This window comes from Alistipes intestinihominis (genome assembly GCF_040095975.1).
Classification (GTDB): Bacteria; Bacteroidota; Bacteroidia; order Bacteroidales; family Rikenellaceae; genus Alistipes; species Alistipes senegalensis.
The window spans coordinates 72766-88038 of the sequence record NZ_JBBMFL010000013.1 but is presented as its reverse complement, the minus strand read 5'-3'; the positions used below and the strand labels follow the sequence as shown (position 1 = coordinate 88038).

At 59.4% G+C, this 15273-nt stretch carries 11 protein-coding genes; 6 read left to right on the top strand and 5 right to left on the bottom strand.

The genetic code is table 11. The features are described from left to right. The first annotated feature begins 15 nt into the window (after positions 1-15). On the top strand, positions 16-1404 hold the full coding sequence (locus WMO46_RS11170) for an MFS transporter (RefSeq protein WP_026076373.1): 1389 nt from the start codon (positions 16-18) through the stop codon (positions 1402-1404). Between the two features lie 68 nt (positions 1405-1472). Here the strand turns inward: WMO46_RS11170 and WMO46_RS11165 are convergent, their stop codons facing one another. The 3 genes from WMO46_RS11165 to WMO46_RS11155 form a co-directional block, all read right to left on the bottom strand. Beyond that, positions 1473-2618 carry a glycosyltransferase gene (locus WMO46_RS11165; protein ID WP_349094384.1) on the bottom strand — a complete coding sequence of 382 codons (1146 nt, stop codon included), beginning with the start codon at positions 2616-2618 and terminating at the stop codon, positions 1473-1475. A gap of 280 nt (positions 2619-2898) precedes the next feature. Continuing rightward, on the bottom strand, positions 2899-3441 hold the full coding sequence (locus tag WMO46_RS11160) for a ferritin-like domain-containing protein (RefSeq protein WP_019150021.1): 543 nt from the start codon (positions 3439-3441) through the stop codon (positions 2899-2901). Positions 3442-3513: 72 nt separating this feature from the next. After that, the gene (locus WMO46_RS11155; RefSeq protein ID WP_349094383.1) at positions 3514-4242 is read right to left on the bottom strand and encodes an acyl-[acyl-carrier-protein] thioesterase; all 729 of its coding nucleotides are present in this window, start codon (positions 4240-4242) and stop codon (positions 3514-3516) included. Positions 4243-4328: 86 nt separating this feature from the next. On the opposite strand from WMO46_RS11155, the gene WMO46_RS11150 reads away from it, so the two are divergent. The 5 genes from WMO46_RS11150 to WMO46_RS11130 all read left to right on the top strand — a co-directional run bounded on the left by WMO46_RS11150 (position 4329) and on the right by WMO46_RS11130 (position 11100). Next, a complete protein-coding gene (locus WMO46_RS11150; RefSeq protein WP_276714534.1) occupies positions 4329-4940 on the top strand; it encodes a hypothetical protein in 612 nt (203 codons plus the stop codon). Positions 4941-5084: 144 nt separating this feature from the next. Next, the gene (locus WMO46_RS11145; protein WP_019150018.1) at positions 5085-5798 is read left to right on the top strand and encodes a DUF2975 domain-containing protein; all 714 of its coding nucleotides are present in this window, start codon (positions 5085-5087) and stop codon (positions 5796-5798) included. 54 nt (positions 5799-5852) lie between these two features. Continuing rightward, positions 5853-6071, top strand: a complete 219-nt coding sequence (locus tag WMO46_RS11140) for a helix-turn-helix domain-containing protein (RefSeq protein ID WP_026076372.1) — start codon at positions 5853-5855, stop codon at positions 6069-6071. Between the two features lie 41 nt (positions 6072-6112). Continuing rightward, positions 6113-8923 (top strand): M16 family metallopeptidase, encoded by a 2811-nt coding sequence (locus WMO46_RS11135; RefSeq protein ID WP_349094397.1) that lies wholly within the window; start codon positions 6113-6115, stop codon positions 8921-8923. A gap of 113 nt (positions 8924-9036) precedes the next feature. Continuing rightward, complete coding sequence (locus tag WMO46_RS11130) at positions 9037-11100, top strand: LTA synthase family protein (protein WP_349094382.1); 2064 nt, start codon at positions 9037-9039, stop codon at positions 11098-11100. 81 nt (positions 11101-11181) lie between these two features. Here the strand turns inward: WMO46_RS11130 and WMO46_RS11125 are convergent, their stop codons facing one another. Both WMO46_RS11125 and WMO46_RS11120 read right to left on the bottom strand, forming a co-directional pair. Further along, entirely contained in the window at positions 11182-12405 is a 1224-nt protein-coding gene (locus tag WMO46_RS11125) for a DUF5689 domain-containing protein (RefSeq protein WP_276759801.1), read from the bottom strand. 18 nt (positions 12406-12423) lie between these two features. Further along, on the bottom strand, positions 12424-15270 hold the full coding sequence (locus WMO46_RS11120; protein ID WP_195496545.1) for a carboxypeptidase-like regulatory domain-containing protein: 2847 nt from the start codon (positions 15268-15270) through the stop codon (positions 12424-12426). Between the last annotated feature and the right edge of the window lie 3 nt (positions 15271-15273).

Below are 15273 nucleotides of genomic sequence, written 5' to 3'. Positions count from 1 at the left end.
AAACAACACAGATAAATGTCAGAAACTATCCAACGCAAACTCAACGATTCGCCCGTGGCCCGATGGACGGCGTTGTTACTCATCGCATCCACGATGTTTTTCGGCTACATGTTTGTCGATCTCATGTCGCCGCTCCAGAGCATGATCGAGGCGCAGCGCGGGTGGACGCCCGACGTGTTCGGCATGTACGGCAGTTCGGAATTCATCCTCAACGTCTTCGGATTCCTCATTCTCGCGGGCATCATCCTCGACAAGATGGGCGTGCGGTTCACCGGCCAGCTGTCGGCGTCGCTGATGTTCATCGGAGCCTGCCTGAAATACTACGCCGTGAGCGACTCGTTCGCGGGTTCGGGGATCGAAATGTGGCTCAACTCGTGGTGGAGCTCCTTCCCCGCATCGGCCAAGCTGGCGTCGCTGGGCTTCATGATCTTCGGCTGCGGCATGGAGATGGCCGGCATCACCGTGTCGAAAGCCATCGCCAAATGGTTCGAAGGCAAGGAGATGGCTTTGGCCATGGGACTCGAAATGGCGATCGCGCGCGTCGGCGTCTTCGCAATCTTCTCGATCTCGCCCTGGCTGGCCGACATGGCTCCCGCGACGGTCGTGCGCCCCGTGGCGTTCTGCACCGTACTGCTGCTGATCGGCCTGCTGACCTTCGTGATCTTCTCGGTCATGGACCGCAAGCTGGACAAACAACTCGGCCTCAACAGCCGTGGCGGAGGCGGCAGCGAGGAGGAGTTCAAGGTCAGCGACCTGAAATTCATCCTGAGCAGCAAGGTGTTCTGGATCATCGCATTCCTCTGCGTGCTCTACTACTCGGCCATCTTCCCCTTCCAGCGCTTCGCCACGAACATGCTGGAGAGCAATCTCGGAGTCTCGGCGCAGACCGCCGCCGACATCTTCCGCTGGTTCCCGATGGGTGCGGCGGCCATCACCCCCTTCCTGGGCCGCTACCTCGACCACAAGGGCAAGGGCGCCACGATGCTCATTCTCGGCGCGGTGCTGATGATCGTCTGCCACCTGACCTTCGCGTTCGTGCTCCCGGAGTACCCGAGCAAACCCATCGCCTATGGTTCGATCGTCCTGCTCGGCATCTCGTTCTCGCTGGTTCCGGCGGCGCTCTGGCCTTCGGTCCCCAAGATCGTGGAGACGCGCTATCTGGGTTCGGCCTATTCGCTGATCTTCTGGATTCAGAACATCGGACTGTGCCTCTTCCCGATGCTCTTCGGATTCGCGCTCAAATACTTCAACGCCAACCGGGCCGCCGGAGCACCTTATGACTACACGCGCCCGATGCTGATCTTCGTCGCATGCGGCGTGCTGGCGATGCTGCTGGGAATCTGGCTCAAAGCCGAGGACCGGAAAAAGAAATACGGGCTGGAACTGCCCAATATCAAGAAGTAGCCCAAGCTACACCCCGAATAAATGAAGAAGAGGAGCAGTCCTGCGATGCAGGACTGCTCCCGTTTTTATCACCGCCCGGCAGCGACCTTTTCGTAGAGCTCCGCAATGCGGCTGCACATCTCCTCCCACGAAAAGCGGCGGCGTTCCTCGACGCAGTTTTCCCGGAAGCGTTGAAGCGTGTCCCCTTCGTACATCCGTTCGATGGCGCCGGCAACCCCTTCGGGCGTGGGTTCGCAGACATACCCCACCCGGCCGTCGGGCACGATCTCGGCCAGTCCCCCGACCTTCGTGACGACCATCGGCACGCAGAACTGGTAGGCGATCTGCGTCACGCCGCTCTGCGTGGCGGTCTTGTAGGGCTGTACGACGAAATCGGCCGCCGAAAAGTAATATTTCACGTCGTCGTCGGGAATGAAACGGTCGTGCAGCAGCACCTCTTCCTGCAAACCGTTGTCGGCGATCTGCTTCAGATAGGGTTCCTTCGCGGTGTAGAACTCCCCCGCCACGATCAGCCGGCGTCCTTCGGTCCGCCCGGCGCGTCTGAGCCGCGCCCACGCATCGAGCAGCAGATCGAGACCCTTGTAGTCGCGGATCAGTCCGAAAAAGAGCGCATAGCGGTTCGCAGGGTCCAGTCCCAGCCGCACGCACGCCTCGGAACGCTCGACCCGTTCGCCGAAATTCTCGAACAGCGGATGCGGCGAGAACAGCGCCGGGGCATCGGTGTAGGCTTTCAGCTCGCCGCGGACCTGCTCGGACATATAGACGAACCCGTCCACCGAACGCAGGTAGTAGCGGTTGAACGATTTGTCGGTCAGGTGGTGTTCGTGGGGCTCGACGTTGTCGATCTGGCACAGGACTTTCGTGTGGCCGTTGCCGCGGGCCAGCCGGGCGATGGTGCCGAAACAGGGCGCCATGAAGGGCGTCCAGTACTTCATCAGCACGAAATCGGGACGCTCGCGCCGGATACGGCGGCCGACGCGCAGCCAGTTCAGGGGATTCATCGTATTGACGCACCGGCAGATGCGCAGATCGGCGGGCGGCGGCGTATCGACCGTCTGGCTCTCGCCGGGGAACAGCAGCGAGGGATATTGCAGCGTAAATGTCTTGATATCGACCTCGTTGCCCCGCCGCTGGAAGGTGCGGGCCATGATCTCCATGATCGACGCCAAACCGCCCCGGTAGGGATGCGCAGGTCCTAAAATCGTTATTTTCATATATACAAAAGATAGTAAAAAGTCGGCCTATGCCAAAACCGAACCGCATCCGATCCGGCAAAACCTTTCGGCCTCCTAAAAGCGTCGTAACGACGCCAAAGATAGTAAAAAGTCGGCCTGCGCCAAAACCGAACCGCATCCGGTCCGGCAAAACCTTCCGGCCTCCTAAAAGCGTCGTAACGACGCCAAAGATATAAAAATACCGGGACGGATGCAATTCAGTTTTGCATCCGTCCCTGTAAAACGGTCCGGCTTCCTAAAAGTGCCGTTACGGCTCCGGCTATTCGCCGCCGCCCGGGTGTCCGAAGCTCTTCGACGTGCGCTTGCTGCCGGCGGCCGACTGCAAGGCCAGGTACTCTTCGCCGTAGTCCAGCAGGTTTTGCAGCTCGGTGCGGAAGGTGTCGAGATGCTGCTCCTCTTCGGCGATGATGTCCTGGAACATCTTGTGCGTCACGGCGTCCTTGTGCTCGGCGGCCAGGCGCGAAGCCTCGTTGTAGCTGTCGATCGTGCTCTGCTCCAGCTGCATGGCCATCCGCAGCATCTCCTTGACCTCGGTGACCTGCTTGGTGCGGAACGAAGCGTTCATGTCCACGTCGCCCTGCAAAAACAGGATGCGGTCGGAGAACTCCTCGATATGGCGCATCTCGGCGATCGAGATCTCGCGCATGATCTTCGAAAGATACTGGTAACGGTCGTCCTCGAAATGGGTGTGGAAATACATGTACTGCAACGAAGTTGCGATCTCCTTGCCCACGGCATCGTTCAGCAGGTCGATGCTCACCTGATACTTGTTCTGTGTCTGTGTCTTAGTCGCGCTTTCCATAATGAAAAAGGTTTTGCCGCCATAGCTGCAAAACCCGTTCCACAAGCCGCCGACGCGACACGCCGCCCGGACCTATTTCCATTCGATAGAGGCACGCACGGCCGCAGCGCCCTCGGCCGAGATCTCGAACAGCGCCGAATGCTCCCGCTGCTCGCACCCCACCGTCAGCGTCTGCCCGAAACGGCACTCTTTCAGGAAATGGATGTCCAGCCGCACGGGCGCCTCCCGGGTCAGCATCCCGACGGGAAGCATGTCGAGCATCATCTCGATATAGCGCATCGTATTGACATGGCGGTTGAAGTCGATGTCGCTGTACACGACACGGTGGTCGGCGGTCTCCGTGGGATTCACCTCGCGGATCTTGCGCGGTTTGTCCGTCGGGGGAGCGGCATCGACGACAGCGTCGGCATGGGCGTCGCCCACCCACGAAAGGTCGATCGCCGAGCGGCTTTGCAGGTCGATCATCGCCCACTGCGTCACGGCCCGGCCGAACTCGCGCCCCGAAGCCGTGTCGGTCAGCGTGAAATTACGTGTCGAAAGCACACGCCCGTAGTCGCTGATCCACGTCGCAACCTCGTAATCGGTGTACTGCACGGGCCGGGAATCGAACTCCACGGCCATACGCGAAAGCACCCACGAGTGGTTGTCGGCATTCAGCGCATCGACGCCGAAGCCTTTGCCGTGGGCGTCGATGCCCGCCGTATTGAGGATCGCAGCCCCCAGCGAGGAGATCGTCGCCCGCAGCATGAAATCCACATCCTGAGGCTCGACCCGGTAATCATAGCGTGATTTTTCTGCCATTCGCTTGCATTTTAGCGTTTCATGCAGGCAAAGATACGATTTTTTTGTATATTTGTTTCTGATATTAACCCTTAAACCTGTTAGTTATGGAAATGAAGCAACTCGATTTCACGGAAACCTTCAAAGACGCCATCACGATCGGCATGAAGAACGCACCTTCGGTCATTGCGGCCGTCGCCCTGTTTCTGGTCACGATCTGGATTCCCTACATCAACATCGGAACCTTCATCGCCATCACCCTGCTGCCGACGCAGCTGGCCAAGGGCGAAGTGATCAACCCGCTGGGAATCTTCGACAGCAAGTACCGCCGCTACATGGGCGAATTCCTCATCACCATGGGCCTGATGGTCATCCCGACCTCCATCGCCTTCCTCTTCATGTTCGTCCCCGGCATCGTGCTTTCGCTCGCCTGGACGCTGGCCTACTACTTCCTGATCGAGAAGGGCAAGAACCCCATCGAGGCCATCCGCGCTTCGAACGACGCCACCTACGGCAGCAAATGGACGATGTTCGCCGTGGCACTCGTATTCGGCATCGCCGCCGTTATCGTCCTACAGATATTCAACGTGATCTGCGGCATGATCAACGTCGGCTTCATCACGTTCATCGTGATGTTCGCCCTGATCGTGATCATCATGTCGGTCGGCATGGCCATCAACGCTTCGTACTGGAAACAGCTGAAAGACAACGTGGCGTAACCCGTCCCGAATCCCTGCAAAGACGGCACTGTGTGCCGTCTTTTTTCGGCCCCTTCAATCATTTTTATCGAAAAACGATAAATATTATTTGTTTTTCGAAAATATATGGTATATTTGCAGAAGTAAAAACCAAAAGAAAGAGAGATGCAAAATAAAAAACCGCTCCTGCAACGTCTGCTGGTCATCTACATCACGTTCTTCATCGTACTCGTGGCAAGCGTCGCGCACGGCATCCTGCCCAATTTCACACGGGGTGCGGCCGAAGGCGTCGAGATGGGCAACGACATTGCCGAGAAGTGGAAATCGGGGATTCCCCGCATGATCTACATGCTGAGCGATATCCAGATCACGGAACAGCCCGGGAACACCCTCGCAATCACGTCCGCCCCGGGCGTGGAGATCAGCGCGAGCGTCAAACGGCTCGGGCTGATCGTCGAGCAGGACGCCCCGGGCGCTTCGCCGCTGGGGCTGGCATTCCGCTCGGTGGGCGGCAGCGCATGGCTCTATGCGCTGGTGATGCTCGTGCCGCTGCTCTACCTGGGGATCATCGTGCTGATGTTCGTCATCATCCACTCGCTGCGCCGTTCGATCCGCGAGGAGCGCACGCTCGACAAACGGAACGTCTGGTATCTGCGCACCATCGGCCTGCTGACCATCCTCGCCGAGCTCATCAGCGACACCGTGAACTGGGCCATGAACAGCCGCGCCGCCGAACTGCTGGCCGGAAGCGGATACACCGTGAACACGGAATTCCGCATCTCCTACGCTATGATCATCATGGGTATTCTGATCCTCTTCGCCGCCGAGGTCTTCGCCGTCGGCCAGAACCTGAGCGAAGAGCAGAAATACACCATTTAACAGAAGGAACGACATGCAAATGATACGAACACACAAAACGAGAGGGAGGAATTTATGGCGATAATCATCAACATAGACGTAATGATGGCCAAACGCAAGATGTCGCTCGGCGAACTGGCCGAACGGGTCGATATCACGCCCGCCAACCTCTCGATCCTCAAAAACGGGAAAGCCAAAGCCATCCGCTTTTCGACGCTCGAAGCGATCTGCCGCGAACTGGAGTGCCAGCCGGGAGACATCATCGAATACCGTCCGGAGGAACCCCGGGAATAAGAAATTCAAACCAACAACGAATATCCATGAAAAGATTGATGATGCTGGCCGTTGCGGCGTTCGCCGCCGCCGGGGCCGCAGCACAGATGAACCAGCCGATCCCCGCGGACCCCGAGCTCCGCACCGGAAAGCTGGAGAACGGGATGACCTACTACATCCGTCACAACGAAAAGCCGAAGGGACAGGCCGATTTCTACATCCTGCACGACGTGGGAGCCATCCAGGAGAACGACTCCCAGCAGGGACTCGCCCACTTCCTCGAACACATGGCTTTCAACGGCACCAAGAACCTCCCGGGCAAGCAGCTCACGGAGTATCTGGAAACCGTGGGCGTGAAATTCGGCGCCAACCTCAACGCCGGAACCAGCTGGGACCAGACGATCTACAACATCTCGGACGTACCGACCTCGCGCGAAGGCATCATCGACTCGGCGCTGCTGATCCTGCACGACTGGTCGCACTTCATCGCCCTGGAACCCAAAGAGATCGACTCCGAACGCGGCGTGATCATGGAGGAGCTCCGCACGCGCGACGGCGCATCGTGGCGTTCGACGATGAAGCTGCTGCAAGCGCTGGGCAAGGGCACGAAATACGAGCACCGCAACCTGATCGGCTACCTCGACGGCCTGAAGAGCTTCCGGCATAAGGAGCTGGAGGATTTCTACGCCCAATGGTACCGTCCGGACTATCAGGCCGTCGTCGTCGTGGGCGACATCGACGTGGACGCCGTGGAGAACAAGATCAAGACGCTGATGGCCGACATTCCGGCACCCGCCGCCGCCGCTTCGCAGAAAGAGACCATCGTGGTCCCCGACAACGAGGAACCGATCGTGAGCATCTTCACCGACCCCGAAATGCAGGGCACGAAGGTGCAGCTCTTCATCAAGCGCCCGGCGCTCCCCGAGCAGCTGGCCAATACGGTCGTCGCCGAGGCCAACAACGTGATCGAAGCCTATATGACGACCATGGAGAACGCCCGCCTGCAAGAGATCGCCATGCAGCCCGACGCACCGTTCCTCGGCGCCGGCATGGGCACGGGCGACGTGATCGGCATCATCCCGACGCTCAACGCCACGGTATTCGTTGCGATGACGCAGGACGGCAAGCTGGCCCGCGGCTTCGAGACGCTCTGCACCGAGCTGGAGAGGGTCCGCCGCCACGGCTTCACGCAGGGTGAGTTCGAACGCGCCCAGGAGAACCTGATGCGCCAGGCCGAACGCACCTACGCCAACCGCAACGACCGCCGCAACGGCGAGTTCGTGCAGACCTACCTGAACAATTACAGCAAGAACACCCCGATGCCCGACGCCGAGACCGAATGGCAGCTCGACAGCATGCTGATCAGGATGCTCAACGTCGATGCCGTCAACGCCTTCGCCGCGCAGACCATCACCCCGAACAATCAGGTCATCATCGTCACCGCCCCCGAGAAGGAGGGGCTCGCGGCGCCGACCGCCGAAGAGCTGCTCGCCATCCGCGACAAGGTGGCCGCCGGCGAAGTCGCCGCCTACGAGGACAATGTGGTCAAGGAGCCGCTGATTCCCGAAGGCACCGTTCTGAAAGGTTCGCCCGTGAAGAAGACGGCCGAAGACGCCGAACTCGGCACGACGGAATGGACGCTGGCCAACGGTGCGAAGGTCGTCGTGAAACACACGGATTTCAAGGCCGACGAGGTGCGCATGAGCGCCGTCGCCAAAGGCGGTCTGTCGGTGCTCTCCGACGGGGAGTTCTACATGGGCGAGATGATGCCTGCCGTGAACTCGATGTCGGGCGTCGGCAAATTCCCGGCCACGGAGCTCAAGAAGCAGCTTTCGGGCAAAACGGCGTCGGTGCAGCCTTCGGTGGAGAACTACGCCAGCGCCATGAAGGGTGTCTGCTCGCCCAAGGACATCGAGACGATGCTCCAACTGCTCTACCTCAACTTCACGCAGCCGCGCTTCGACCGCAACGACTACGACAACCTGATCAAGATGCTCCGCTCGCAGCTGGAGAACGCCCGCACGAACCCCGACTACCTGATGCAGGAGAAGGTGATCGACGTGACCTACGGCCACAACCCCCGCCGGCAGATGATCTCGAACAAGATCATCGACAAATTCGACTTCGAGCGGCTGCCCGCCGTCTACGCGAAACTCTACCCCGGCGCCAACGGATTCGTCTTCACGTTCGTGGGCAACATCGACCCCGAAACGCTGAAACCTCTCGCGGAGAAGTACATCGGTTCGATCCCCGCCGCCAGGAAGCCCCTGAATTACGTCGATGACAAGGTAGAACCCGTCAAAGGCGAGGTTGCGGAGGAGTTCACCGCCCCGATGCAGCAGCCGAAGGTGTCGGTGGTTTACTACTTCTCGGGCAAGATGCCCTACACGTTCAAGGACAAGGTGGCCCTGACGTTCCTCACCCAGGCGCTCGATTCGCGCTACCTGATCTCGATCCGCGAGGAGAAGGGCGGCACCTACGGCGTAAGCGTCCAGGGTTCGACGGAATACATCCCCCGCGAGACCTACGACATGACCATCTCGTTCGACACCAACGAGGAGATGGCCGACGAGCTGTGCGAAATCGTGATGAAAGAGATCGAGGAGATCGCCGCGAACGGCCCCAGAAGCGAGGACATCGAGAAAACCCGCGAGTTCATGCTCAAAAGCTGGAAAAACAGTCTGGAGATGAATTCGGGATGGATGAACTACATCCAGGCCAAATACGGCTCGGGGCTGGACTACGTCGGCCAATACGAGCAGGCCGTCCGCAACCTCACGAATGCCGACGTGCAGGCCCTCGCCAAAAAGCTCCTCGCCGACGGCAACCTCGTGAAAGTCATCATGCGTCCGGCAAAGGAAAAGGAAAAATAGAACAATTTTTCAAACCGATCAGAGAAGGCAGCCCCGAAAGGCTGCCTTCTCCGTTAGCCGGAATAGCCGAAAATGGTTAACTTTGTCAACCGAAACAACCAACACGCTTTATCATGCAAAAAAGTATCCGGCTGGTCTCCGGCCTCTACATCAAGCTCGCGCTGCTGACGGCAGCCGTCGGCTTCGTGCTGCGCATCGTACTCCTGTTCAACGCCCAGACGACATCGCTGGACTTCTCGTTCGGCGAATGGCTCGAAATATTCCTGTTCGGGGCCGTGAACGACCTCTGCGCCGCGACCGTGGGCTTCGTCTTCCTGTGGCTCTTCATGCTGAGCGTCTCGCGCACCAAGTACACGAAGCCGTGGGGCTGGATCATCCTCGCCCTGCTCGCGGCGGCATTCTGCTACGTCGCGTTCTTCAACACGATCTTCGACGAATACGGAAGCGTCGCACCCCGGATCGCCACGTGCGTCCTGGGCTACTGGGCCGGCAGCTTCGCCCTGCGGCTCTTCCTGCCCGAGGGATTCCGCAACCACTGGACTACGGTGTGGTTCGCGCTCTTCGTCGTCCTTTACGTGGGCGCCATCGTCTTCAACGGCATCAGCGAATATTTCTTCTGGAACGAATTCGGCGTCCGCTACAACTTCATCGCCGTCGATTATCTGGTCTACACCAACGAGGTGGTGGGCAACATCATGGAGTCCTATCCGGTCGTCCCGATGACGCTCGGCATCGTCGTCGTCACGCTGCTCATCACGTGGTACCTCTTCCGCCGCGACCTCGTACAGGCCGAATACCTCAAAGGATGGCGGTGGAAAGCCGTCGTCGCCCCGGCCTACGTCGCGGCGCTGTTCGCGGCGATCGGCCTGCTGAACTTCAACACCCGCTTTCAGGACAGCGGAAACGTCTACGTCAACGAACTGCAAGCCAACGGGCTCTACAAGTTCTACGACGCCTTCGTCAAGAACTCCCTCGACTACGAACAATTCTACATCACGCGTCCCGAAGCCGAGGCCGAAGCCTTCGTCCACGGCGTTTACGGCAGTACGGGCGACAACCTGCACGCGGTAAGCGCCGGGGGGGGGTCGGAAATCCGCCGCAACATCGTGCTCGTCACCATCGAGAGCATGAGCGCCTCGTACATGGAGCGTTTCGGCAACACGGAGTCGATCACGCCGGTCCTCGACTCGCTCTACCGGCTGGGCATGGCCTTCGACCGCGTCTACGCCACGGGCAACCGCACGGTGCGCGGACTGGAGGCCGTGACGCTGTCGCTCCCGCCCTGCCCCGGGCAGAGCATCATCAAACGCCCGAACAACGCCGGAATGCACTCCACGGGAGCCCTGCTGCGTGAAAAAGGCTACAACGTGACCTATTTCTACGGCGGCAACAGCTATTTCGACAACATGGAGACCTTCTTCTCGGGCAACGGATACGACATCGTGGACCAGAAGAGCTATTCGCCCGAAGAGATCACCTTCGCCAACATCTGGGGCGTCTGCGACGAGGATGCCTACCGGAAAGTGATCCGCACCCTCAGCGAGCAGTCGCGGGACGGGAAGCCTTTCTTCGCCCACGTCATGACCGTCAGCAACCACCGCCCCTTCACCTACCCCGCCGGGAAGATCCGCATCCCCAACGACTCGAAGACCCGCGCGGGCGGCGTGCTCTACACCGACTACGCCCTGGGGCAGTTCCTGGCCGAAGCGTCGAAACAGCCGTGGTTCGACAATACGATCTTCCTCATCACCGCCGACCACTGCGCCTCGAGCGCGGGCCGCACCGAAATCCCGCTGCACAAATACCACATTCCGGCGCTGATCTTCGCCCCGGGATTCGTGGCCCCGCAGCAGATCGAGGGGATCGTTTCGCAGATCGACCTGATGCCCACCCTGCTGTCACTGCTCGACATGGATTACGATTCGCATTTCTACGGCCGCAGCATCTTCGATCCCGATTACGTCAACCGGGCCTTCATCGCCACCTATCAGGACCTGGGCTATCTCGAAGGCGACACGTTCACCATCCTGTCGCCCGTGCGCCGCTACGAGCAATACCGCGTGGTGCCCACCGAGGAGAATCCCCACAACCTCGAACCCGCCGCGCAGACCGACACGACGCAGCTCGACCGGGCCGTCTACTACTACCAGACCTCCTGCAAATGGCACAAGCGCTGAGGCGCCACCCATACCTGCACGAAAAAACTGCGGTCCTCCGAAGCTGGAGGACCGCAGTTTTTTTCAGAATCCGCGACGGGATCATTCGCCCGTATAGTCGTCGCCACCGTTCTTCACGGGAGGATCGTAGGACGACGCCGGCGTCATCCGCTCGATCTGCGCCTCCGTCAGCAGGTCCTCCGTCTTGAAGGCGAGGTCCTCGATACGGCTCACCGAAATCTGATACTGGGCGTAGTTCCACTGCGTGCCGTAAACACCGTAGATGCCGAGCACGTCGCCCACGGCCCCGTCCTTCGGAATGGGCTTCATGGCGAACTGCGAATAACCGCTCGTGCGAACTCCGTAGATGCCCGCTTCAGCCGTAGACGTGGCGGCGTCGTTATAGGAGATCAGCACCGAAGCATAGAGGCGCACGTTGTCCCGGTTATAGGCCCAACGGTACCACGCACCGAAACGGGGCGTTCCCCAGTCGGTCACGATCCAGCTCGGATAGGGATTCTCGCTCGAACTGGACGAGGTACCGCTTTTGAGAGGCGGATTGGTCACCCCGTCCTGATTCGGATAGCCCGCATAGCGGACCTTGATCCCCTTGAACCGCACCAGACGCCCCAACTGATCCTCGCCCAGCGAGGTGTAGTTCGAAGCGTCCACCTCAAGGATGTCCGAGGCTTCCAGCGGCACGTACTCCCCGGCGAAGACATTCAGCTTGGCGACCCGCGGATTGTCGAGATTCGAGTTGGCGTAGTATTTGTGCGTGCCGGCCGTGTTGATGCCGTCCGACGGAGCGCCGCCGATCGAAAGCATCATGCGGTAGTTGCCCAGATAGAGGCCGTCGAGGCGCACATAGACCCACTGGCTCTTCATGTTGTCCAGATCGAGCAGGTAATCGAGGTAAAGGCCGTTGTAGAGCTTGAGCTCGATGGCGGCCGTACCGTCGTAGATGTAGAGCGACTTGTAGATGTTGCCCTGACGGTCGCTGCTGATGACCTTGCCCTTGATATACTTATCGGAAGCATCGGGACGGCCTTTGAGGCTGATGAACTGCGCCTCGTCGGGCGTGAGATCGCCGAATTTCAGCGTCTTGGTATTCTCCCAGCCGTTGTTGTTCGTACCCGTGCCGGAAATGCCGCCGAAAGCCTCCGTAAACCAGCCCTTGACCGTCTTGATCGAGACCTGTTGCAGCCCCAGCTGCGCCATGTCGTCGTCGGTGTAGAGCTTCCGCGGCCCCGGGGTATCGAAATCGTTGTAGCATCCTGCGGCCAGAACGCCGACAAGAAGTGCAAATGCTATTTTAAGACTTTTCATAATATAATCTCTTCTCGGTTAGAAACGGAAATAGACGTTCAGGTAATAGGTCGTACCGAACAGGTAGAAATACTTCGAGGGGAAGCGGCCGTAGATGTAATCGCCGCCCTCGCCGCGCACCTTGCTCATGCGCATCTGCTCGTAGCCGCCCGTGCGGATGTCCTGATCGTTGAGGATGTTCTTTACCTCGAGGCTGAATCCCAGCATGTAGTTGCGGTGGATATACCAGTTCTTGCCCACGTTGGCGCTGAGGGTGTAATACCCGCCGAACTTCTCCTGATTGCGGATCTTCTTCACCGAAGCGATGGCCTGCGCCAGCGTTTCGACGTTCGGTTCGGGCTTCGACACCTCGGCGATGATCTGGTTGGTGTAGTACTCCGTAGCCGTTGCCGTGCGGTAGAGCGGGTTCATCGAGAGGTAGAGATCGTCGTAGTAGTTGAAATTCACGCCAGCGAACCAGTTGCGGGGTCCGCGGTAGTCGAGACCGACGTTGATGGCCAGCTGCGGCGAACTTTCCACATGGAAGCCGTCCCAGTTGACCTTATCCTTCAACACGATCTTGTCCATGTTGTCCACCGTCTGCACGAAGTTGGGGTTCGACGTGTAGGTGTACTCGCCCCAGCTCACGGCGCCGACGACCGAAAGCCCCTGCCATACCGGAACCGAAAGGCCCAGTTCCACGCCGTAGTGCTCCTTGTCGATGCCGCTCATGGCGAAGTTGGTGAACGAACTGCGGGTATCGTCGTAGAACGAGATGACCTTCGACTGGTCGGTGATCGTCGTGTAGTATCCCGAGAGACGCGCCTTGATGTAGGGCAGATTGAGGTTGTAGGTGAGGTCTACGCCGAACACCTTCTCGGCCTTCAGGCCCGGAGTGGTCGTGTTGCGCGTGCGCGGCGACACGAATGCCGTGGCGAACTTCGGAGCCTGCTGCAAGTAAACCGCATTGGCTTCGAGCGAATGGGCGCCCGAGAACTTGTAGCCCAGCGAGAGTTTGCCCTCGTAGGTCAGGTAGTCGAGCTTCTTCGAATCGCCTTTCGAATTGTTGGGGAACAGACCCTTGCGCCACATACCCTCGCGGTACATCTGCGAATAGCCGACCGATCCGGCGACACCCAGCGAGAAACCGCCGATGCCCCACGTATAATTGGCCCAGGCGTTGGTTTCGAGCAGGTGCGCCCGGTAGTAGTAGCCGTACTTGTCGCCGACGCGGGCAATGCGGGCGTGACCCGTAGCCCAGTAGTAATCCAGATCGTTCTGGTAAGCCTCGGTGCTGGCCATGTCGCGCTCGGCGAACTTGTCGATGTCGTACCAATAATCGCCGCCCAGCAGGTCCTTGACCTCCGAATAGTAATTCGTGCGGTTGACGCGCAGGTTGGCGCCGCCGACGATGCGCATGTTGTTGCGCATGTTATGCTGCACGTTGACCGCCAGGTTGTAGTCCAGCTGGTCGGTGTGACGCTCCTCGATCATGTAGTTCGAACGGTACTGGTTGCCCATCAGTTTGGACAGTACGGGGTCCGTATCTATGTATTGGTTCTTGTGGAAGAAATCGTCGTAGTCGAGCATACCGTCCCATACGCCGGCCGCCATGATGGCATCCTGCAAATAGAAATAGATCGTCTGATCGGTGGTGATGCCCGGCACGATCTGCGTGCCGTCCGATGAAGGCATGTAGCGGTAGTAATCGCCGCGGGGGTCCGCACCGCCGTTCCACGTCAGCGCCGAATAGCCGTTCTTACCGAAACGCAGCGCCGTGGCGGCGTTCAGGCGCGTGTTCTCCGACATGTCCCACGTGTAGTTCAGCATCACGATCGGTTCGTGGGTATTGCGCACGCGCGAGTTGCGGAGCTTGCCGGCCTGATAACCCACGTTGGGATTGTAGTAGTTGTTGCCGAACAGGCGGTAGGCCTCGTCGGTCGATGCCTGCTGGGCTCCGCGCTCCGAAGGCGACGCCATCAGCGTAAGGCCCAGACGGTGGTTGTCGCCGAAGAGCTTCTCGGCCGAAGCGAAGTAGGAATAGGAGTTGTAATAAACGCCGTCCACATAGCCGTTGCCGCCCTGACGGGTACCCACCGAGAAGGCATACGACCAGCCGTTGTCCAGCTGTCCCGAACCGTAGGAGACCATCGCCCGGAAACGGTACATCTGGTTGCCGTTCGACACGCTGACCCGGAAGCCCTTGCGCATCTGCGAAGCGCGGGCGTTGACGTTGGTCATGCCGCCGATGCCGCCGATGCCGAAGTCAGCAGCTTCGAGACCCGTATAATTCTCCTGATTGCGCGTGGCGTCGTTCAGACCGCTCCACAACGACCAGGGGCCGTAGCCGGTCATGGCGTCGTTGAAGCGGATGCCGTTCAGGTAGATGTCCGAATACTGCGAATCGTAGCCGCGGACGTTGAAGCGCATTTCGCTGAAACGATACGACGCAATGTTGTTGAACAGGTCCTTCGACGACGAGAGCGACGAGGGCAGCGCCTGCGTGTCCGACGACGAGGAGTCGTTGTCGAACTCGGCGAAGATCGCGTCGTCCAGCACACCGCCGGCAGGGCCCGTCGGAACGATGATGACCTGCCGGAGATCCTTCACGTTCCGGTTGTCCACGCGGACCATCAGGTCGAGCGGCTCGAACTCGGGAGTTGCGAACGACAGCGTGTAGTCACCCTTGGGGAGGTTCTCGATAACGAAATTGCCGTCTTTGTCGGTCATGACCGTCAGTCCCAGACTTTCGATCTTCACCCGTACGTTGCTCAGTGCCACGCGGCCGTTGCGCGAGACCACCTTGCCGCGGATGCCTCCGTCCTGCGCATAGGACGTGAAGGTCACGGCGGCGAGCATCAGAATAAGTAAAATTTTGAGTTTCATACA